Source organism: Actinosynnema sp. NPDC050801, from assembly GCF_040673975.1.
GTDB lineage: Bacteria > Actinomycetota > Actinomycetes > Mycobacteriales > Pseudonocardiaceae > Actinosynnema.
In genome coordinates this window covers 219,937-240,023 of sequence record NZ_JBFAQZ010000008.1, presented here as the reverse complement: position 1 = coordinate 240,023, position 20,087 = coordinate 219,937, and the positions used below count along the sequence as shown (strand labels likewise).

The window sequence follows — 20,087 nt, the reverse complement described above, 5'->3', positions numbered from 1 at the left end:
CGCCCCCGCGGCGCACCTAGCGTCGTCGGCATGGATCTCGCCCGCACGGACTCCGCGCTCGTCCTGCTCCACCACGGCCCCGTGCCGTTCGAACCGCGTCCCGCCGGGTTGCTGGACGTGCGCCGGCTGGAGCACCTGGACGGTGGGGAGGTCGTCACCTTCTCCCAGTGGTCCGGCCCGACCGAGGCTGGCGGCGCGACCGGTACCGGCGGCGCGACCGCCTACCGCCGGTACCGGTCCACCGGCCTGGCCTCGCCCGGTCGGCCGGTGGGGTGCGTGGTGCTGGTGTCGGTGCGGTTCGACCGGCCCGGGATCGCCGAGGAGTGGGTCGACCTGGTGTTCTCGGCGTTGGCGGCGGAACGCGAGCCGCACCTGGGCGGGATCTCCGGGCACTTCCACGTGAGCGTGGACGGGACGCGGGTCCTCAACTACGCGGAGTGGACGTCGGCGCAGGCGCACCGCGACGCGATGGCACGCGGCAACGGATCGGTGGGTGTGTCGCCGGCGTGGCGGCGCGTGCACTCGTTCGCGGGCTTCGAGGACAGCGACGTCCGGCGGTACCGGGTGGTCGCCGGGTGATAATGGCGCCATGGGGAAGACCTATGAACGGATCGAAGGACGTCTGCGCGAGTTCATCGAACAGCAGCCGGTGTTCTTCACCGCGACCGCGCCGCTGTCGGCGGACGGGCACGTGAACCTCTCGCCGAAGGGCCGCCGGGGCACCTGGCGGGTGCTGGACGAGCAGCGGGTGGCGTACCTGGACTTCGGCGGCAGCCACGCCGAGACCATCGCGCACCTGCGGGAGAACGGCCGGATCACGCTCATGTGGTGCGCGTTCGACGGTCCGCCGAACATCGTGCGCGTGCACGGCACCGGTGAGCCGGTGTTCCGGGACGACCCCAGGTTCGCCGAGCTGGTGGCCGGGTTCGGCGACGCCGACGGGCCCGCGCTGCGCGCGGTCGTGGTGGTGACCGCGAAGCTGATCAGCGACACCTGCGGCTTCGCGGTGCCGTTCCTGGACTACCGGGGTGAGCGGACGCTGCACGCGGACTACTTCGGCCGCAAGTCCGACGAGGAGTTCTCCGCGTACTGCGAGAGCAAGGACTTCAACGCGGTCAGCATGGACGGTCTGCCCGCGCTGCCGCTGCCCCTGCCGCCGCGTTAGCACGCCGCGGTCCGGCGTGCCCGAATCCGCTGGAAGAGGCCCTGATGGAGATCCGCCGCCGTATCCGTCAGGGGTGGGTGTGTCACCTGATGAGCTCGAACCGATGAGGCCGTACCGGCCGGTCGGGTCCGATCGCGTCCCGATTGGTGGGTTTTCGATCTACGCTGTCTGAGCGGCGAGTGGCGCCGATCACCTCGGGAAGGGGGCGGTCGTGCTGGTCGAGGCTCAGCGGAACCGCGCGGCCCTGCGCCGGGTGACCGGCCTTGCCCGCAGCACGCCGGGCAGGTTGAGCCTGCTGGCCCTGCTGCTGATCCTGGTGAGCCTGCTGGTCGGGGCGTTGACCGCGACGTCGGTGCAGCGCCGGTCGGAGGCGCTGGAGGCGTTGGCCGACCGCAACGAGCCGCTGGCGTTCGCCGCCCAGGAGGTCTACCGGGCGATGGCCGACGCGGACGCCACCGCGTCCAGTGCGTTCCTGTCCGGCGGGGTGGAGTCCTCGACGCTGCGCGGGCGGTACGAGGCGGACGTGGCGAAGGCCGCCGCGGCGTTGTCGGCGGCGACCAGCGAGATCACCCGCTCCCCCGAGCTGACCGAGGCCCTGTCGACGCTGTCGGGCCAGTTGCCGGTCTACACGGGGCTGGTGGAGACGGCCCGCGCGCACAACCGGCAGGGCAACCCGGTGGGCGCGGCGTACCTGCGGGAGGCGTCCACGCTGATGCGCACGCGGCTGCTGCCGGCGGCGCAGGAGCTGTACGGGGTGGAGACGGGCAACGTGGTGCGGGGCCTGGAGGACGCCGGGTCGCTGCCGTGGCTGGAGTTCCTGATGGGCGCGGGCGCGCTGGCGGTGCTGGTGTTCGCGCAGCGCTACCTGACCCGCCGGACGAACCGGGTGCTCAACCCCGGGCTGGTGGTGGCGACCGCGTTGACCGCGGTCTCGCTGCTGTGGGTGCTGGCGTCGAGCCTGCTGGTCGTCTACAACGCCTCGGCCAGCAAGAACGAGGCGACGCTGGTCGACCTGCTCGCGCGGGCCCGGATCGCGACGTTGACCGCGCGCGGCGACGAGACGTTGGCGCTGGTGGCGCGGGGCAGCGGCACGACCTACGAGGCGGAGTTCGTCAAGGCCGACGAGGTGTTGGAGGAGCTGCTCGGGCGGGTGCGGACGACCGAGGGCGCGCCGCCGGTGGTCGAGGCGGTCGAGCACCACGCGCAGTGGCAGCGGGCGCACCGCACGATCCGCGAGGCCGACGACGCCGGCGACCACACCGCGGCGGTGGCGTTGGCGCTCGGTCCGGACGAGGCGGGCGCGGCCGCGGCGTTCGACGCGTTGGACTCCGACCTGGTGGAGGCCATCGGCGCGGCGCGGGCGGAGTTGACCGACGCGATCGGGCGGGCGCGGGCCGTGCTGGGCGGCGTGGTGCCCGCGGTGGTGGTGCTGGCGTTGCTGGCCGCGGCGGCGTCGACGTTCGGGCTGTGGCAGCGGTTGAAGGAGTACCGATGAGACGGCTGCGCGCGCTGCCCGCCCTGGTGCTGGCCTCGGTGCTCGCGGCGTGCGCGCCGGTGCCCAGTGCCGCGCCGCCGATCGGCGGTGGCTCGGCGGTGCCGCCGCGCCCGGCGGAGGCGGTGGAGCTGACCGCGCCGCCCAGCACGGCGGAGGTGCCGCCCGCGTCGTGCGACCCGACGGCGAGCCTGCGCCCGACCGGTGCGCAGCCCCCTCCGGGGCAGATGCCGGCCGGGTCGACCATGGCGCGCATCCAGGCGCGGGGCCGGCTGATCGCGGGCGTGGACCAGAACACGTACCTGATGGGGTTCCGCAACCCGTTCTCCGGCGAGTTGGAGGGTTTCGACGTCGACCTGGCGCGCGAGGTCGCGCGGGCGGTCTTCGGCGACCCGGGCGCGATCCAGTTCAAGGTGCTGACCTCCGAGCAGCGCATCCCCACGTTGGAGAGGGGCGAGGTCGACATCGTGGTGCGCACCATGACGGTGACCTGCGAGCGCTGGCAGAAGGTCAACTTCTCGACCGTGTACCTGCAGGCGGGCCAGCGGGTGCTGGTGCCGTCGAACTCCGAGGTCACCGGCATCGAGTCGCTGGGCGGCAAGCGGGTGTGCGCGACGAAGGGCTCCAGTTCGCTGGTCGCCGTGGCGACCGCGCCGTCGGGGCCGGTGCCGGTGTCGGTGCCGAACTGGACGGACTGCCTGGTGATGTTGCAGCAGGGCCAGGTGGACGCGATCTCCACCGACGACACGATCCTGGCCGGTTTCGCCGCGCAGGACCCCTACACGAAGGTGGTGGGCCCGCAGTTCACCGCCGAGCCGTACGGGATGGCGTTCCCGAAGGCGGACGAGGACTTCGTGCGGTTCGTCAACGCGCTGCTGGAGCGGCTGCGGGCGGACGGCACGTGGGCACGGCTGCACGAGCGGTGGCTGGGTCCTGCGCCGGCCGCGCCCGTCGCCGTGTACCGGGATTGACATGGACGGTCCGGACGCGGAGTTGGCGGCGTTGCTGCGGGAGAGCGACCGGGTGGCCGAGTCGTTGCTGGCGATGGAGGACCACCCCGGGCACCGCCTGCTGCGCGGCGCCGAGCTGACCGGTGCGACCGCGCGGCGGTGGCGGGCGGCGAACGCGGGCATGGTGCGGTTGTGGGAGTGGTTCGACGCCTACCGGGCGCTGCTGCGGCAGGCGTCGGACACGCGCGACCCGGCGGAGCTGGAGCGGCTGCTGCGCGGGCCCGCGATTACCCTGCACGAGCGGGAGGCGGCGGTGCGGACGTTGACCGACCCGGCGGTGGTCGCCGAACGGGTCACGCTGCGCGCGCTGGTGGCCCGGATGAAGTCGGAGTACGCCGAGGTCACGGCGGTGCTGGCGGAGGCGCACGAGGCGTGGACGCGGCGGTTGGAGCTGCTGGACCCGGTGGCCGGGCAGTTGGCCGGGATCGACGCGCCGGCCGCGCGACGGCTGCGGGCGGAGGTGGCGCAGGCGCACGCCCGCGCCGTGGCCGACCCGTTGACGCCGGACCCGGCGGTGGCCGACCTGGTCGCGCGGGTGGCGTCGCTGAGCGCGCTGCACCGGACGTTCGGGGAGCGTGCGGCGGCCGTGGCGCGGCGGGTCGCCGAGGTGGAGTCGGTCCGGGCGCGGGCGCGCGAGGTGTGGGCGGTGGTCGTGGCGGAGATCGCCGGTGACCACCCGCCGGTGCCGGGCGGTGACGTGGCAGGGGCACTCGACGGGCTGCGCGCGCGTTTTCCGGACGTGGCGGATTCGGACGTGGCCGCGGTGGAGACGGCGGTGGGCGTGGCGCTGGCGGGGGCGCGGGAGGTGTTGGCGCACCTGACCGGGTCGCTGGAGCGCCGCACGGAGCTGCGCGGCCGGTTGGACGCCTACCGGGCGAAGGCGGCCGGGCGGGGTTTCGCCGAGGACGCGGAGCTGTCGGCGCTGCACCGGCAGGCCCGGGACGTGCTGTCGGCCACGCCGTGCGACCTGTCCGCGGGCACGGTGGCGGTGCGGCGGTACCAGCGGGCGGTGCTGGCCAGGACGGAGGCCCGATGAGGACGTGTCCACGTGCCGGTTGCGGCGGGGCGATCGACGACGACGGTTTCTGCGACGTGTGCGGCCTGGAGGCACCCGCGTCGGCCGCCACCACGCCCGCCACGGGGGCGGGCGGCCGGTCCTCGACCGGGCAGGGCACGTCCGCCGGTGTGGCGGGCGCGGCGGCTGTCGGCGGCCGGGGAACAGGCGCAGGCCCCGCTGCCGCGACCGGTGCAGGTGCCGCGACGAGCCCCGGTGCCGCGACGGGCGCTGGGGGCGCGGACCGCCCGGGTCCGACGAACGCGGGCGGTCCGGCGGAGGGCTCGCACGGAGGTCCGGGCGCCGACAGCGGCCCGGTGACGGGTGCGTACAGCGGGCCCGCGACCGGCCGCGACACCGGTCCCGGCACGGCGCCGTGGTCGACGTGGTCGGTGTCGGCGGCGGCGGGTCGGGCGCGGCGGGCGTCGGCGTCGACCCGGTCGTCGGGGCGCGGCCGGTTGGGCGCGGGGCTGGTGGAGGTGCCGCGGGTGCCGTACCGGGATCCGAAGGTCGCGGTGCTGACCGACCCGGAGGTGCCGGAGGCGAAGCGGTTCTGCTCCAGCTGCGGCAAGGAGGTCGGTCGCGGCCGCGACGGCGGGCCCGGCCGGGTGGAGGGGTTCTGCGCGCACTGCGGGCACCACTACTCGTTCACGCCGAAGCTGGCGCCCGGCGAGGTGCTGCACGACCAGTACGAGGTGCTGGGGTGCCTGGCGCACGGCGGGTTGGGCTGGATCTACCTGGCGGCCGACCACGCGGTCAGCGACCGGTGGGTGGTGCTGAAGGGCCTGCTGGACTCCGGTGACGCGGACGCGATGGCCGCGGCGATGGCGGAGCGCCGGTTCCTGGCCGAGGTGGAGCACCCCAACATCGTGAAGATCCACAACTTCGTGCGGCACGCCGACCGGGCCAGTGGCGAGCTGGTCGACTACATCGTGATGGAGTACGTCGGCGGCACGTCGGTCAAGGACATGATCAAGCAGTTGCGGGCCGACGGCACGGGGACCGAGTCGTTGCCGGTGCCGCAGGCGATCGCCTACGCGCTGGAGGTGCTGCCCGCGCTGGGCTACCTGCACGGGGTGGGCCTGCTGTACTGCGACTTCAAGCCGGACAACGTCATCCAGACCGAGGAGCAGTTGAAGCTGATCGACCTGGGCGCGGTGCGGCGCATCGACGACCGGCACTCCCCCATCTACGGCACGATCGGCTACCAGGCGCCGGAGATCGGCCGGGACGGCCCGTCGGTGGCCTCCGACCTGTACACGGTGGGTCGGGCGTTGGCGGTGATGAGCTTCCAGTTCGACTTCCGGGGCCGGTACAAGGAGTCGCTGCCCGACGCGCAGGAGCAGCCGTTGCTGCGCCGGCACGACTCGTTGCACCGGTTCCTGCTGCGCGCCACGCACCCGGACCCGGAGCAGCGGTTCGCCACGGCCGAGGAGATGGCCGAGCAGCTGACCGGTGTGCTGCGGGAGGTGTTGGCGCAGCAGGACGGTGTGTCGCGGCCGGGTGTGTCGCGGCAGTTCACGCCGGAGCGGCGGGCGTTCGGCACGGAGGGCGGGCTGGACGTGCGGGCGGCGGCGACGGGGTTGCCGGTGCCGCAGGTGGACACCTCCGACGCGGCGGCGGGGTTCCTGGCGACGGCGGCGACCACGGGTGATCCCGATCAGGTGGTGGCGGCGTTGCGGGTGGCCCCGGTGCAGACGGTCGAGGTGCGGTTGCAGGTGGTGCGGGCGTTGATCGAGGCGGGCCGGGTCACCGAGGCGGTGGGCGAGCTGGACGCGTTGGCGTCGCCGTTCGACCCGGACGACCCGCAGACGCCCGCGCCGGACGACTGGCGGCCGGGCTGGTACCGGGGTGTGGCCGCGTTGGTGGACAGCCGGGAGGACCGGGCGCGGGCCGAGCAGGCGCGGACGGCGTTCGAGCAGGTGCGCGACGCGCTGCCGGGCGAGGCGGCGCCGAAGCTGGCGGTGGCGGTGTGCGCGGAGTCGCTGGGCGACCGCGACGCGGCGGCGGCCGGGTACGAGGTGGTGTGGCGGACCGACCACGCGTACGTGTCGGCGGCGTTCGGGCTGGCCAGGGTGTTGTTGGCGCGGGGTGACCGGGAGGCGGCGGTGGCGGTGCTGCACTGCGTGCCGGACACGTCGATCCACCGCGTGGCGGCGCAGGTGGCGGCGGTGCGGGCGCAGCTCGGCGCGGCCCGTGACAGTGCGGCCCGTGACGGTGCGGGCGGGACCGGTGCGCTGGCGGAGGTGATGGCGGCCGGTGCGAGGCTGTCGGGGTTGGAGTTGGACGTGGCGAGGCGGGCCGGGTTGACCGTGGAGTTGTTGGGTGTGGCGTTGGAGTCGTTGCCCGCCGACGGGTCGGCTCCCGCGGGGAAGCTGTTGGACTGCGAGGTGAGCGAGTCGGGTCTGCGGTTGGGCCTGGAGCGCTGCTACCGGCAGTTGGCGCGGCTGGCCGACACGCCGGAGGAACGCATCGCTCTCGTCGACCGCGCGAACGCGGTCCGACCCAGGACGTTGGTGTAGATCATGGAATCTTGTCCGGGGTGCGCGTCGCCGGTGGCGTCGCAGGATCGTTTCTGCGAGGCGTGCGGGCGCAACCTGCGGGTGCAGCGGACACCGGTGGGTGGTCCGGGCGCGCAGTGGCCGCCGATGTGCGCGTGCGGCGGCGAGGAGTTCGACGCCGACGGGTTCTGCGAGCAGTGCGGTCGGGCGCGGCCCTCGGCGCGGGACCGGGTGGAGTTCGTGCTGCCCGGGGTGGCGGGGGTGAGCGACCGGGGCAAGCGGCGGCAGCGCAACGAGGACTCGATGGCGTTCGGCCGGGTGCGCGGGCGTGGTGTCGCGGTGGTGGTGTGCGACGGGGTGGCGTCCTCGGAGCGGGCCGAGCAGGCGTCGCAGACGGCGGTGGACACGGCGGCGGACGTGCTGTTGACGGGGCTGCAGTCGGGGATGGACGCCGAGGCGCTGACCGCGGACGCGGTGGTGGCGGCGAACGAGGCGGTGGGCTGGTTGGCGCGGCCGGAGGCGGCGGAGGTGGCGCCGTCGTGCACGTTCGTGTCGGCGGTGGTGACCGACGACTCGGCGACGGTGGGCTGGGTCGGCGACAGCCGCGCGTACCTGGTGGCCGAGGCGGGTGCGGCGCGGTTGACCACGGACGACACGTGGGCGGCGCAGCTGGTCGCGGAGGGGGTGTTGACCGAGGAGGAGGCGCTGACCGACCGGCGGGCGCACGTGCTGTCGCGGTGGTTGGGCGCGGACTCCGGGGTCGAGGCGCCGCAGACGGTGACGTTCAAGGTGGAGACGTCGGGACTGCTGGTGCTGTGCAGCGACGGGTTGTGGAACTACGTGCCGGAGCCGGAGGACCTGCTGGAGGTGCTGCCGCGCGGGGTGCCGCCGATCGAGGTGGCGCGGGAGCTGGTGGACGTGGCGTTGAAGTCCGGTGGGCACGACAACATCACGGTGGTCGTCGTTCAACTGCGGGGTGGGCATGGCGCTTGATTTCGCGGTCGAGGTGTTCCAGAACGAGTACCTGCCCGAGGGGGCGGCCGAGGTCGACGCGATCGTGACGGTGACGACGACCGGGTCGGCCGCGGGGGCCGCGGAGGTGGTGTCCGGTGACGCGGCCGAGGTGATCATCGTGGACACGTCGGGGTCGATGCGGTACCCGCCGACGAAGTTGGCGGCGGCGAAGCAGGCGACCGAGGCGGCGATCGACACGCTGCGCGACGGGGTGTCGTTCGCCGTGGTGGCGGGCACGGACTCGGCGCAGGTGGTCTACCCGCGGTCGGGTGGGCTGGTGGTGGCCGACGGGCGGACGCGGTTCGCGGCGAAGCAGGCGGTGCGGCGGTTGCGGGCCGACGGCGGCACGGCGATGGGCCGGTGGCTCGCGCTGGCCGACGAGTTGTTCGCCGGGTACTCGGGCCGGCCGAAGCACGTGATCCTGCTGACCGACGGGGAGAACCAGCACGAGTCGCCGCGGCAGCTGGCGCGGGTGCTGGACGAGGTGGCGGGCCGCTTCACCGGCGACTGCCGCGGTGTGGGCACGGACTGGCAGGTCGCGGAGCTGCGGCGGATCGCCGAGGCGTTGTTGGGGACGGTGGACATCGTGGCCGACCCCGACGGGTTGGCCGAGGACTTCCGGTCCATGGCGGCGACCGCGATGGGCAAGGCGGTGGCGGACGTGTCGCTGCGGCTGTGGACGCCGGAGGGCGCGCAGGTCCGGTTCGTCAAGCAGGTGTCGCCGGGACTGCTCGACCTGACCGGGCGGCGGGTGGAGTCGGGGCCGCGCACGGGTGACTACCCGACCGGCGCGTGGGGTGGCGCGGAGAGCCGCGACTACCACGTGTCGGTGCGGGTGCGGCCGGCGGACGTGGGCGACCGGATGCTCGCGTCGCGGGTGAGCCTGGTGGGGCCGTCGGGTGACGTGCTGGGCCAGGGCCGGGTGCTGGCGGTGTGGACCGAGGACGCGGCGTTGTCGACCCGGATCAACGCCGAGGTCGCCCACTACAACGGGCAGGCGGAGCTGGCCGAGGCGATCCAGGACGGTCTGGAGGCGCGCAAGGCCGGCGACGTGGGCCGGGCGACGGCGAAGCTGGGGCGGGCGGTGCGGCTGGCGCACGAGTCGGGCAACACCGACACGGCGAAGCTGCTGGCCAAGGTGGTGGACGTGGAGGACCTGGGCACGGGGACGGTGAGGCTGCGGGCGCGGGTGGCCGACGCCGACGAGATGACGCTGGACACCCGGTCGACGGTGACCAAGCGGGTCGGAAAGGGCTAGCGATGGCGACCTGCCCGGCGGGCCACGACTCGGCCACCGACGACTACTGCGACGTGTGCGGCGCGCCGATGCCGGGTGCCGAGGTCGTCGCGCCGTCGGCGCGGGTCGAGGCGGCGGCGTCGGGTGGCGGGGACGAGGGGACGTGCGCGGCGTGCGGCGCGGTGCGGGTGGGTCGGTTCTGCGAGGAGTGCGGGCACGATTCGCTGAACCCGGTGCCCGCCGCTCCCCCGGTGCCGCGGTCGGAACCGACACCGGTCCCGGTGTCGTGGCACGTGACGGTGGAGGCGGACCGGGCGTACTTCGAGCGGGTGGTGGCCGTGGGCGGGCCGGACGCGGGCGCGATGGCGTTCCCGCGGTTCTGCCCGCCGCGCCGGTTCGAGCTGTCGGGGCCGCAGGTGTCGGTGGGGCGGCGGAGCCGGTCGCGGGGCATCTTCCCGCAGGTCGACCTGGTGGGTCCGCCGGAGGACCCGGGCGTTTCGCACCACCACGCGCTGCTGGTGGCGTCGGAGGGTGGTTGGGCGGTGGTGGACCTGGACTCGACGAACGGGACCACGGTGAACGAGGGCGGGGAGCCGTTGCGGCCCAACCGCCCCCACCCGTTGGAGCCGGGTGACCGGGTCCACGTGGGGGCGTGGACGACGATCACCCTGCACCGGTCGGGCGGACCGGCCGGATGAGCCGATCGGTCGGGACGAGTCGGCCCGGTTGTCACACTGACGCCGGACCGCGGCCCCGCCGGAGCGTTCCGGCGGGGCCGCGGTGGGCGTGCGCGGGTGGAGGGGCAAGCGGGCTGGGGGCGAGTCGACCAGTTCGATGCCGACCGCGACGACGCCCAGTGCTTCGCGTTCGGGTGGGTGGAACTGGCCGCCCGCGGCTCGCAGGTCGCCTTCAGCCGTTCCGGACGACGGCGAGCTCTCGGCTACGCGAGAACGGTATCAGCGTCAGCCCGTCGAAGAACACGAACTCTGCGGTTTCAGAACCCGCGGTGCTCAGCCGAACAAGAAGACGATAGAGGGCGGGCCGGCGGAGTTGCTGTTGCGCAGGTGCCATGACCTGGGACTCTGCTCGTAGACGATGCCAGGGGTGTCGTCGCCGTCACGGTCCCAATCGCCGGCCAGCTGGTACCCATTGGTGCCGTAGAGGAAGGTGATGTTGGCGATTCCGGGGGTGTTGCTGTTGCGCAGCATCCACGTGTTCGCGGGAGAATTCTGAGCGAACAAGCCTGCGGTGTCGTCGCCGTCGCCATCCCAGTCCCCGACCACGGGAATAGAGCCGGTGCCGTAGGCGAAGGTGATGTTGGCGATTCCGGGGGTGTTGCTGTTGCGCAGCATCCACGTGTTCGCACCGGAGGGGTTCAACGCGACCAGGCCGGGAGTGTCGTCGCCGTCGCCGTCCCAGTCCCCGACCACGGGATAAGAGCCGGTGCCGTAGGCGAAGGTGATGTTGGCGATTCCGGGGGTGTTGCTGTTGCGCAGCATCCACGTGTTCGCACCGGCGGCGTTCAACGCGACCAGGCCAAGGGTGTCGTCGCCGTCACCGTCCCAGTCCCCGACCACCGGCCAACCGCCGTTGCCGTAGACCACCGTGAGGTCCGCGACTCCGCTGGTGTTGCTGTTGCGCAGGTAGAACGTGTTCGTCCCGCCGTTGACGCCTCTCACGAACAGGCCCGGCGTGTCGATGCCGTCACCGTTCCAGTCTCCGGTGAGCGTCGTCCCGTTGCTGTTCCCGTACTCGGAGATCGGCGACGACGAGTCGGCGGAAGCCGGTGACACGACAACCGCGGGCAGTGTCGCGGCCAGCGCGGTGGCGAACAGGAGCCCGGCATGCCGAGCGAATCTCTTGGTCATGGAATTTCCCCCTCGATCGGTGTGGACCATTCCTGTGTAGCGTCGATCGGTTGTGCACGATCGGCCGCTGGACACTGCACAACAGACCGTGCACAATCGCCTTGGGGATGGGGGGTGGCGCGTTGCCTCGTGGCGAACGCCCGTTGGGTGATGAGGACGACGAACTCGTGCGATTCGCCAGGGATCTCCGGCGACTTCGGGAAAAGGCGGGGCAGCCGTCGTATCGGGAACTCGGTGCGCGGGCGCACGTGTCCGCTTCGGCGTTGTCGGCGGCTGCCGGTGGCCGGAAACTGCCCAGTCTGACGATCGCGTTGGCCTATGTCCGTGCCTGTGGCGGGGATTCCGGGGAATGGGAGAAACGCTGGCACGAGGTCGCCGCCGAACTCGCACGGCGGACGGAACCGGAGCCGCTTGATCCCGCCGTCCGTGCTCCTTATGTGGGTTTGAGCGCGTTCCAGGAGGGTGACGCGGACCTGTTCTTCGGCAGAGGGGATCTTCTCGGAAAGCTGAGGGCGCGGGTCCGCGCGAACCGTCTCGTCGCCGTGGTCGGAGCCTCGGGCGCGGGGAAGAGTTCGCTGTTGCGGGCGGGTCTGCTGCCGGAGCTGCGGGCCGGGACGTCGGTGGTCGTCACGATGACGCCGGGGCGGCACCCGGTCGAGGAGTGCGCGATCCAGCTCGCCACACCGCTCCGGAGCAGCCCGGCCACGTTGTCCGACGACCTGTCCGAGGGTGCACGTGGCCTGCACCGGCTGGTGCGGCAGGCGCTCACCGGCCGGCCCGACGACGCCGAACTGATCCTCGTCGTGGATCAGTTCGAGGAGGTCTTCACGCTCTGCGGTGACCAGCGGGAGCGCTCTCGGTTCATCGAGCTGCTGGTGACCGCGACGGCTGCGGAGAACAGCCGGGCGCGGATCGTGCTGGGTGTCCGGGCCGATTTCTACGGTCACTGCAGCCGATACCCGGAACTGGTCGACGTGCTGCAGGACCACCAGGTGGTGGTCGGCCCGATGTCGGGACAGGATCTCCGCGATGCGATCACGAAACCGGCGATCCGCGTGGGTTGCTCGGTGGAATCGGCCTTGCTGGCGACCCTGTGCACCCACGCGGACAGCGAGGTCGGCGTCCTTCCGCTGCTCTCCCACGCGCTTCTCGAAACCTGGCGGCGGCGACGCGGCACTTCCCTCTCACTGGCCGGGTTCCAGGCGGCCGGTGGGATCGACGGTGCTCTACGGCAGACCGCGGAGGCGGTCTACCACTCCTTCGAACCCCGTCAGCGACAGGTGGCGGGCGATCTGTTCCTGCGGCTGACCGCACTGGGCGAGGGCACCGCGGACACCAAGCGCCGCATCACCCGTGCCGAACTCGACGGCCAGGACGCCGACCTCGCCCTGGTGCTGGAACGGCTCGCGGCCGCGAGGCTGCTCACGCTCGACCGCGACACGGTCGAGATCGCCCATGAGGCGCTCATCAGATCCTGGCCGCGGCTGTGCGAGTGGCTGACGGAGGACCGGGAAGCGCTGCACCTGCACCGGCGGCTGACCGAGTCCGCGGCGGACTGGGACGGCCATGGGCGGGACCCGGGGCTGCTCTACCGCGGCGCCCGGCTGGCAGCCTGGGAGCGCCGACCCGAAACCGCGCTCAACGATCAGGAGCGGGAGTTCCTCACGGCCTCCCGAGCCGGTGCTCTGCGGGAGCACGCCGCCGCGCGGCGCCGGCGGAACCTGGTTGTCATGGGCCTGAGCTGCGCGCTGGTGGTGGTCAGCCTCCTGGCCGGGCTCGCCGTCGTGCAGGCGGACCGGGCGGCGACCGAACGCGACCTGGCCTCGCACCGGCAGCAGGTGGCCACCGCCCGCGCCGAACTGGCCAGGCAGCCCGAACTCGGGCTGTCGCTGGCCGTGCGGGCGTTCGACAGTTCGCCGTCCGCCGAAGCGGCGGCGGTGTTGCGCCAGGCGGTGGCCGAATCCCGCGGCCGGGCCGCACTGGACACCGGCCAGGGCTACCTCTCCGGACTCGCCACGAGCTCCAGCGGCGCCAAGCTGGCGACCGCCGGATACGACGGCACGGTCCGGATCTGGGATCGAGCCGGGGACGTACTCGGCAAGGAGCCCACGGTGCTGGCCACGGGCGGCCCGGTCGCCGGGGTCGACTTCAGTCCCGACGGCCTGCAACTGGCCACCGTGGGTTCGGGTGGCGCGGCAACGCTGTGGGACGTCGGTTCGGGCACCCCGCGTCGAGCACTCCCCGGCCACGCCGGGAACGTGAACGCCGTGGCGTTCGGCCCTTCCGGGCAGCTGGCCACAGGTGGTGACGACGGCACTGTCCGCCTGTGGGATCCGGCGGCCACCGAGCCGAGGGTGCTCCCCGCGCCCGGCCGGGCGCTGAGCCTGGCATTCGATCCGAGCGGACAGCGGCTCGCGGTGGGCGGGGACGACCGGGCCATCCGCATCTGGCCGGTCGGGACGCCGGGCGATCCCGAGGTGCTGACCGGCCACACCCACCACGTCAAGGCGCTGGCCTTCAGCCACGACGGCGGCCGACTGGCCAGTGCGGGCGGGGACGGCGCGGTGCGGGTCTGGCACCTCGGCGGCGAGCGGCCGCCGGAGGTGTTCGACAGTCACACCAGCGAACTCACGTCGGTGGTGTTCGGGCCGGACGGACGTTCCGTCGTCACCGGTGGCAGCGATGGCGTGCTCCGGCTGTGGGACGTGACCGCGCGAACCGAACCGTTCGAGCTGCGCGGGCATGCGGGCGGCGTGGCGGGAGTGCGGTTCAACCCGGATGGCACGCGCCTGATCAGCGCCGGAGCCGACGGCACGCTGCGCCTGTGGGATCCCGCGGGCGGGGAGGTGCTCGCCCTGCCCGACGGGCATCAGGACGGCCCATCGCTGGACACGGCCGTGACCCCGGATGAGACGACCGTGGTCAGCGGCGGCTACGACGGCACCGTGCGGGTCTGGCGTACCGGATCCGGTGAGTCGCCGACGGTCCTGCGGGGCGGTCAGGCCGCTGTGCTCCGGGTCGCCGTCAGCGCCGACGGCCGCCGGGCCGCCGCGCTGGCCGACGATTGGGTCATCCGCGTGTGGGACACCGGCAGCGGCAGGCTGCTGCTCACCCAGCCGTCGAGTCCGGACGCGGTGGGAGTGGCGCTGAGCCCGGATGGCCTCCTGGTGTCGGGTTCCGGGCCGGAGGGGTCGGTGCACCTGTGGCGGGTCGACGAGCCCACCCTGCCGACGGTGCTGCGAGGGCATGGGCTTCCCGTGCGCCGGACGGCTTTCAGCCCCGACGGCGGGCGGCTGGTGAGCGCGTCCGACGACGGCACCCTGCGCGTCTGGGACACCCGCACGGGTGCGCGGCTGCACGTTCTGCGGGCGGGGAAGGACCGGATCATGTGGAGCGTCGAGTTCAGCCGGGACGGAACCGGGATCGTCGCCGGGACACAGGACGGCACCGTGCTGCTGTGGGCCGCGGACGGGTCCGGGCCGCCGGTCGTCCTGCGCGGTCACGAGGGCATGGTGTGGGACGTGGCCTACAGCCCGGATGGCCGGTGGATAGCCAGCACGGGCAGCGACAAGACGGTCAGGTTCTGGCCCGTCGGCGACGGTCAGGTGCCGATCGTCGTCCGCTGGAGCGGGCCGATGGCGCCGTCGGTCACCTACGGCCGAAACGCGCAGCGGCTGGTCAGCGCACATGCCGACGGCGTGACGCGGCTGTGGACCTGCGATTCCTGCGCGCCGATCGAGCAGGTCCGGGCACTGGCCGCGCAGCGAACCGAGCGTGGCCTCCCGCCCGCCGACGCCTGAGCCTGGTGGCGTCGTCGTGTTTGCCGGGTTTCGCGGCGCCCCCTTGAAGGCCGTGGGTTCGTGCTGCCCGGAAGGTCCGCGTTCGGCTGCGGTGGCCGGACGTCGGCGCGGGTGGCGGGGCCGCACCGTCGCGGAGGGGTCCGGTGCGGGAACGGGAAGGGCGAACGGAGTCCGCGACTGGGCCGGGCGCGCGCGGGTCGGTGGGCCGTCGCGCGGGTTTTCGGCCGGACGTCAGCGCGCGTTGTCGATCACGAATACGGTGGGTCCGTGCGGATCAAAGGGGGGCCCGCCGTCGGTGTGGCGTTTTCGGGCACATGTCGTCGGTCATGCCGGGTCGGGGAGGCGTGATGGCCGACGCGGTCGACCTGGTGTTGGCGCAGTGGTCGGTGCAGCGCCCGGACGTGGACACCTCGCCGATGGCGGTGCTGGCGCGGGTGACGCGGTTGGCGCGGCTGCTGGAGCGCGAGCTGCGGGAGTTCGTGGGTCGGTTCGACCTGGAGCCGGGCGAGTTCGACGTGCTGACCACGTTGCGGCGGGCGGGGTCGGCGCACGGCATGACGGCGGGCGCGTTCCTGTCCGCGTCGCTGGTCACGGCGGGCGCGATCACCAACCGGATCGACCGGATGGAGGCCAAGGGCCTGGTGGAACGGGTGCCCGACGGCGCGGACCGGCGGGTGGTGCGGATCAAGCTGACCGACCGGGGGGCGCAGCTGGTGGACGGGATGCTGGCCGAGCACATGCGGCACTACGCGCGGCTGCTGGAGCCGTTGGACGGCGAGACGAAAGCGGTGGTCGCCGACGCGTTGCGGACGCTGCTGGAGCAGTGCGAGTAGCACCGGATCCGGCGACTCGGCCGCGCCGCGGGCGAGTCCGGCGCACACCACGACGCGGGGTTGGCCACGTCGGCGTTCGTGGGCGCCGCGGGCCGCCACGGCTTCGGGATGTGCGCGTTCGGCTGGAACCCGGTGTCGGGCTTGACCCTTCACGGCTCGCCCGGCCCGACACCGCCCGGCGAGCCGGCCCCGGCTAGCGGGGCACGGCGTCGAGGGCCTTGAAGATCCGCTTGTCGGAGACGGTGTAGCGGGTGCCGATGGTCTGGGCGAAGTAGCTCAGCCGCAGTTCCTCGATCATCCACCGCACCTCGTCCAGCTCGTCGTGGGGTTCGTCGGCGGGCAGGGCGGCGCGCAGTTCGCGGTACTCGGCGTGCACGGCGTGGACGCGGTCCATCCACTCCTGGTCGCGGCGGACGTTCTCGGGCAGCTTCTCCAGCCGCCGCGCGATGCCCTGCAGGTAGCGGTGCACGTCGACGAGCCGGTCGGCGCCCGCCTCGGTGACGAACCCCTTGTGGACCAGGCCGGTGAACTGGGCCCGGACGTCGGCCAGGGACTCCTCGAACACCGGGCCGCGCACGGCGTTGAGGCGCAGTTCGACGTCCTGGGCGGCTTCCAGCACGCGGCGGACCTTGTGCACCACGTCGAACGTGGTCTCGCCCAGGCCGCGGCGGACGTGGTCGGTGAGCTTGGTGAACGCGGCCTCGTCCCACACCGGGCCGCCGGCGTCGCGCAGGAGTTCGTCGACGGCGGCGGCGATGCAGTCGGCCAGCAGCGGGGCGACGCCGCCGTGCGGGTTGCGGGTCAGGGCGAGCTTCTCGGCGTTGTTGAGGCCGCGTTGGAGGGTCTTGACCGGGGACGGGGTGTTGAGCAGCAGCAGCCGGCGGGTGCCGCGCCACATGGCCTGCCGTTGGCGGCCGGGGGTGTCGAGGATCTCTACCGCGACGGTGTCGCCCTTGTCGACCAGGGCGGGGTAGGCGGTGACGACGATGCCGGAGCGCTGCCGCTGCACGGTGCGGGGCAGGTCGCCGATGTCCCAGGTGGTCAGGCCGGTGCGGGCGAGGTTGCTCGCGGCGGCGGCCAGCGTTTCGCGCAGTTGGCCGCGCAGTTGGGCCTTGAGGGCGGCGAGGTCCTTGCCCTGGGCGAGTTGGCGGTCGTTCTCGTCGACGATGGTGAAGGTGAGCTTGAGGTGTTCGGGCACCTGGTCGAGCTGCCACTCGCCGCGGGGCACCACGACGCCGGTGAGCGTGCGCAGTTCGCGTTCCAGGGCGGGCAGGAGCGGTTCGTCGGGGTCGATGCCCGCCAGCGCGGCGGCGGCGACGTCGGGCACGGGCACGAAGTTGCGGCGCACCGGTTTGGGCAGCGACCGGATGAGCGCGACGACGAGGTCGGTGCGCAGCCCGGGGATCTGCCAGGACAGCGAGTCGTCGGGCACGGTGGTCAGCGCGGGCAGCGGCAGCGTGACGGTGACGCCGTCGACGGACGTGCCGGGTTCGAACCGGTAGGTCAGCGGCAGGGTGAGCCCGCCGCGGCGCAGTTCGTCGGGGTAGGCGTCGGGGGTGACCGCGGCGCGGTCGTTGACCAGCATCGCCTTGTCGAAGGTGAGCAGGTCGGGTTCGGTGTGGCGGGCCTTCTTCCACCAGGTGTCGAAGTGCCGGGCGGACACGACGTCGGCGGGCACGCGCCGGTCGTAGAACTCGTAGACGGTGTCGTCGTCCACGACGATGTCGCGGCGGCGGGCCCGGTTCTCCAGTTCCTCGACCTCGGCGAGCAGCTCGCGGTTGTGGTGGAAGAACTTGTGGTGGGTGGTCCACTCCCCCTGCACGAGGGCGTGGCGCAGGAACAGCTCGCGGGACAGCTCGGGGTCGATGCGCCCGTAGTCGACCTTGCGGGAGGCGACGATGGGCACGCCGTAGAGGGTGACCTTCTCCAGGGCGACGACGGAGCCGCGCTTGGCTTCCCAGTGCGGTTCGCTGTAGGTGCGCTTGACCAGGTGCCCGGCGAGCTTCTCGGCCCACTCGGGTTCGATCTTCGCCACGGTGCGGCCCCACAGCCGCGAGGTCTCGACCAGTTCGGCGGCCATCACCCACTGGGGTGGTTTGCGGAACAGGGCGGAGCCGGGGAAGATCGCGAACTTCGCGTTGCGGGCGCCCAGGTACTCGGTGGCGACGCGCTTGCTCTGCTCGTTCTTCCCGGGGGTGCGCTTGGGCACGTCCTTGACGCCGATGTGGGACAGCAGCCCGGACAGCAGCGACACGTGGATGTTGCGCGGGTCGGCGGGCTGCTCGTTGACGTGCACGCCGAGGGTTTTCGCGACCTGCCGCAGCTGCTGGTAGATGTCCTGCCACTCGCGCACGCGCAGGTAGTTGAGGAACTCGGTGCGGCACAGCCGGCGGAACTGGTTGCTGGACAGCTCCTTCTGGCGTTCGCGCACGTACTGCCAGAGGTTGAGGTAGGCGGTGAAGTCCGAGTCGGGGTCCTTGAAGCGGGCGTGGAACTCGTCGGCGGCCTGCTGCTTGTCCGAGGGGCGTTCGCGGGGGTCCTGGATGGACAGGGCGGCGGCGATGACCATGACCTCGCGGACGCAGCCGTTGCGGTCGGCCTCGATGACCATGCGGGCCAGGCGGGGGTCGACGGGGAGCTGGGCGAGCTTGCGGCCCAGCGGGGTGAGCTGCTGCTCGGCGGGCAGCAGCGCGCCGAGTTCCTGGAGCAGCTGCACGCCGTCGCTGATGTTGCGGGCCTCGGGCGGGTCGATGAACGGGAACGCGGCGATGTCGCCCAGGCCGATGGAGGTCATCTGCAGGATGACCGAGGCGAGGTTGGTGCGCAGGATCTCCGGGTCGGTGAACTCGGGGCGGGCGTCGAAGTCGTCCTCGGAGTACAGGCGGATGCAGATGCCCTCCGAGACGCGGCCGCAGCGGCCCTTGCGCTGGTTGGCCGAGGCCTGGGAGACCGGTTCGATGGGCAGCCGCTGGACCTTGAGGCGGTGGCTGTAGCGGGAGATGCGGGCGGTGCCGGGGTCGACGACGTACTTGATGCCGGGCACGGTCAGCGAGGTCTCGGCGACGTTGGTGGCGAGCACGACGCGCCGGCCGCGGTGGGGTTGGAACACGCGGTGCTGCTCGCCGAACGACAGCCGCGCGTACAGCGGCAGGATCTCGGTGTCGCGCAGGTCGAGCGCGGCCAGCGCGTCGGCGGTGTCGCGGATCTCGCGTTCGCCGGACAGGAACACCAGCACGTCGCCGGGTCCTTCGGCCTGCAGTTCGCGCACGGCGTCGCAGACGGCCTGGGTCTGGTCGCGATCCGGGTCGGCGTCGGGGTCCTCGGGGTCGACGATCGGGCGGTAGCGGACCTCGACGGGGTAGGTGCGGCCGGAGACCTCGATGATCGGGGCGTCGCCGAAGTGCCGGGAGAACCGCTGCGGGTCGATGGTGGCGGAGGTGATGACGACCTTGAGGTCGGGTCGCCGGGGCAGCAGCTGCCTGAGGTAGCCGAGCAGGAAGTCGACGTTGAGGCTGCGTTCGTGGGCCTCGTCGATGATGATCGTGTCGTAGCGCGACAGCATCCGGTCGGTCTGGATCTCGGCCAGCAGGATGCCGTCGGTCATGAGCTTGACCAGGGTGTCGTCGCCGGACTGGTCGGTGAACCGGACCTTGTAGCCGATGGCGCCGCCCAGCGGGGTGTCCAGTTCCTGGGCGACGCGTTCGGCGACGGTGCGCGCGGCGAGGCGGCGGGGCTGGGTGTGGCCGATCTGGCCGAGCACGCCGCGGCCGAGTTCGAGGCAGATCTTGGGCAGCTGGGTGGTCTTGCCCGACCCGGTCTCGCCGGCGACGATCACGACCTGGTGGTCGCGGATGAGCGCGGCGATGTCGTCCTTGCGGGCGCTGACGGGCAGCTCGGCCGGATAGGTGATCTTCGGCACGGCCTCGCGGCGCAGGGCGACGCGCAGTTCGGCGGCCTCGACGTCGGCCTCGATCCCGGCGAGGACGGCGGCGCGGGCGGAGTCGTCGCGGACCTTGCGCGCGCCGTCGAGCCTGCGTGCCAGCCTCCGCTGGTCCCGCGACATCAGGTCGGACAGGCGTTTGCGCAGGTCAGCGTGCGACATCTGGTTCATTT

13 protein-coding genes are annotated in these 20,087 nt (G+C 72.9%); 11 read left to right on the top strand and 2 right to left on the bottom strand.

The window, feature by feature from the left end:
* Positions 1-30 precede the first annotated feature (30 nt).
* From AB0K14_RS20340 to AB0K14_RS20300, 9 genes are all read left to right on the top strand, one after another.
* Positions 31-579 (top strand): hypothetical protein, encoded by a 549-nt coding sequence (locus tag AB0K14_RS20340; protein WP_360451514.1) that lies wholly within the window; start codon positions 31-33, stop codon positions 577-579.
* A gap of 10 nt (positions 580-589) precedes the next feature.
* Complete coding sequence (locus tag AB0K14_RS20335) at positions 590-1,165, top strand: pyridoxamine 5'-phosphate oxidase family protein (RefSeq protein WP_360451512.1); 576 nt, start codon at positions 590-592, stop codon at positions 1,163-1,165.
* 211 nt (positions 1,166-1,376) lie between these two features.
* Positions 1,377-2,660, top strand: a complete 1,284-nt coding sequence (locus AB0K14_RS20330; protein ID WP_360451510.1) for a hypothetical protein — start codon at positions 1,377-1,379, stop codon at positions 2,658-2,660.
* Positions 2,657-3,628 carry a transporter substrate-binding domain-containing protein gene (locus tag AB0K14_RS20325; RefSeq protein WP_360451508.1) on the top strand — a complete coding sequence of 324 codons (972 nt, stop codon included), beginning with the start codon at positions 2,657-2,659 and terminating at the stop codon, positions 3,626-3,628. The genes AB0K14_RS20330 and AB0K14_RS20325 overlap by 4 nt, the downstream gene beginning before the upstream one ends.
* A gap of 1 nt (position 3,629) precedes the next feature.
* Complete coding sequence (locus AB0K14_RS20320; RefSeq protein ID WP_360451506.1) at positions 3,630-4,703, top strand: hypothetical protein; 1,074 nt, start codon at positions 3,630-3,632, stop codon at positions 4,701-4,703.
* Positions 4,700-7,243 carry a tetratricopeptide repeat protein gene (locus tag AB0K14_RS20315; RefSeq protein ID WP_360451504.1) on the top strand — a complete coding sequence of 848 codons (2,544 nt, stop codon included), beginning with the start codon at positions 4,700-4,702 and terminating at the stop codon, positions 7,241-7,243. Before AB0K14_RS20320 ends, AB0K14_RS20315 begins: the two co-directional genes overlap by 4 nt.
* Before the next feature lie 33 nt (positions 7,244-7,276).
* Positions 7,277-8,215 (top strand): protein phosphatase 2C domain-containing protein, encoded by a 939-nt coding sequence (locus AB0K14_RS20310; protein WP_360451502.1) that lies wholly within the window; start codon positions 7,277-7,279, stop codon positions 8,213-8,215.
* On the top strand, positions 8,205-9,494 hold the full coding sequence (locus AB0K14_RS20305) for a VWA domain-containing protein (protein ID WP_360451500.1): 1,290 nt from the start codon (positions 8,205-8,207) through the stop codon (positions 9,492-9,494). The genes AB0K14_RS20310 and AB0K14_RS20305 overlap by 11 nt, the downstream gene beginning before the upstream one ends.
* A 2-nt stretch (positions 9,495-9,496) precedes the next feature.
* The gene (locus AB0K14_RS20300) at positions 9,497-10,171 is read left to right on the top strand and encodes an FHA domain-containing protein (protein ID WP_360451498.1); all 675 of its coding nucleotides are present in this window, start codon (positions 9,497-9,499) and stop codon (positions 10,169-10,171) included.
* 312 nt (positions 10,172-10,483) lie between these two features.
* Here the strand turns inward: AB0K14_RS20300 and AB0K14_RS20295 are convergent, their stop codons facing one another.
* Entirely contained in the window at positions 10,484-11,341 is an 858-nt protein-coding gene (locus tag AB0K14_RS20295; protein ID WP_360451496.1) for a hypothetical protein, read from the bottom strand.
* Between AB0K14_RS20295 and AB0K14_RS20290 the strand changes: the two genes are divergently transcribed.
* A complete protein-coding gene (locus AB0K14_RS20290; RefSeq protein WP_360451494.1) occupies positions 11,281-15,141 on the top strand; it encodes a hypothetical protein in 3,861 nt (1,286 codons plus the stop codon). The two genes, AB0K14_RS20295 and AB0K14_RS20290, sit on opposite strands and share 61 nt — an antisense overlap.
* Before the next feature lie 347 nt (positions 15,142-15,488).
* Positions 15,489-15,974, top strand: a complete 486-nt coding sequence (locus AB0K14_RS20285; RefSeq protein ID WP_360451491.1) for a MarR family transcriptional regulator — start codon at positions 15,489-15,491, stop codon at positions 15,972-15,974.
* A 193-nt stretch (positions 15,975-16,167) separates the two neighbouring features.
* On the opposite strand, the gene hrpA is transcribed toward AB0K14_RS20285, so the two are convergent.
* Positions 16,168-20,085 carry an ATP-dependent RNA helicase HrpA gene (gene hrpA / locus AB0K14_RS20280; protein WP_360451488.1) on the bottom strand — a complete coding sequence of 1,306 codons (3,918 nt, stop codon included), beginning with the start codon at positions 20,083-20,085 and terminating at the stop codon, positions 16,168-16,170.
* Positions 20,086-20,087: the final 2 nt, after the last annotated feature.

Bases quoted from the DNA above. Each gene is read 5' to 3' on its own strand.
- AB0K14_RS20300 (WP_360451498.1), top strand. From the start codon at position 9,497: ATGGCGACCTGCCCGGCGGGCCACGACTCGGCCACCGACGACTACTGC.
- AB0K14_RS20320 (WP_360451506.1), top strand. From the start codon at position 3,630: ATGGACGGTCCGGACGCGGAGTTGGCGGCGTTGCTGCGGGAGAGCGAC.
- AB0K14_RS20325 (WP_360451508.1), top strand. From the start codon at position 2,657: ATGAGACGGCTGCGCGCGCTGCCCGCCCTGGTGCTGGCCTCGGTGCTC.
- AB0K14_RS20335 (WP_360451512.1), top strand. From the start codon at position 590: ATGGGGAAGACCTATGAACGGATCGAAGGACGTCTGCGCGAGTTCATC.
- AB0K14_RS20315 (WP_360451504.1), top strand. From the start codon at position 4,700: ATGAGGACGTGTCCACGTGCCGGTTGCGGCGGGGCGATCGACGACGAC.
- AB0K14_RS20295 (WP_360451496.1), bottom strand. From the start codon at position 11,341: ATGACCAAGAGATTCGCTCGGCATGCCGGGCTCCTGTTCGCCACCGCG.
- AB0K14_RS20305 (WP_360451500.1), top strand. From the start codon at position 8,205: ATGGCGCTTGATTTCGCGGTCGAGGTGTTCCAGAACGAGTACCTGCCC.
- AB0K14_RS20285 (WP_360451491.1), top strand. From the start codon at position 15,489: ATGGCCGACGCGGTCGACCTGGTGTTGGCGCAGTGGTCGGTGCAGCGC.
- hrpA (WP_360451488.1), bottom strand. From the start codon at position 20,085: ATGAACCAGATGTCGCACGCTGACCTGCGCAAACGCCTGTCCGACCTG.
- AB0K14_RS20340 (WP_360451514.1), top strand. From the start codon at position 31: ATGGATCTCGCCCGCACGGACTCCGCGCTCGTCCTGCTCCACCACGGC.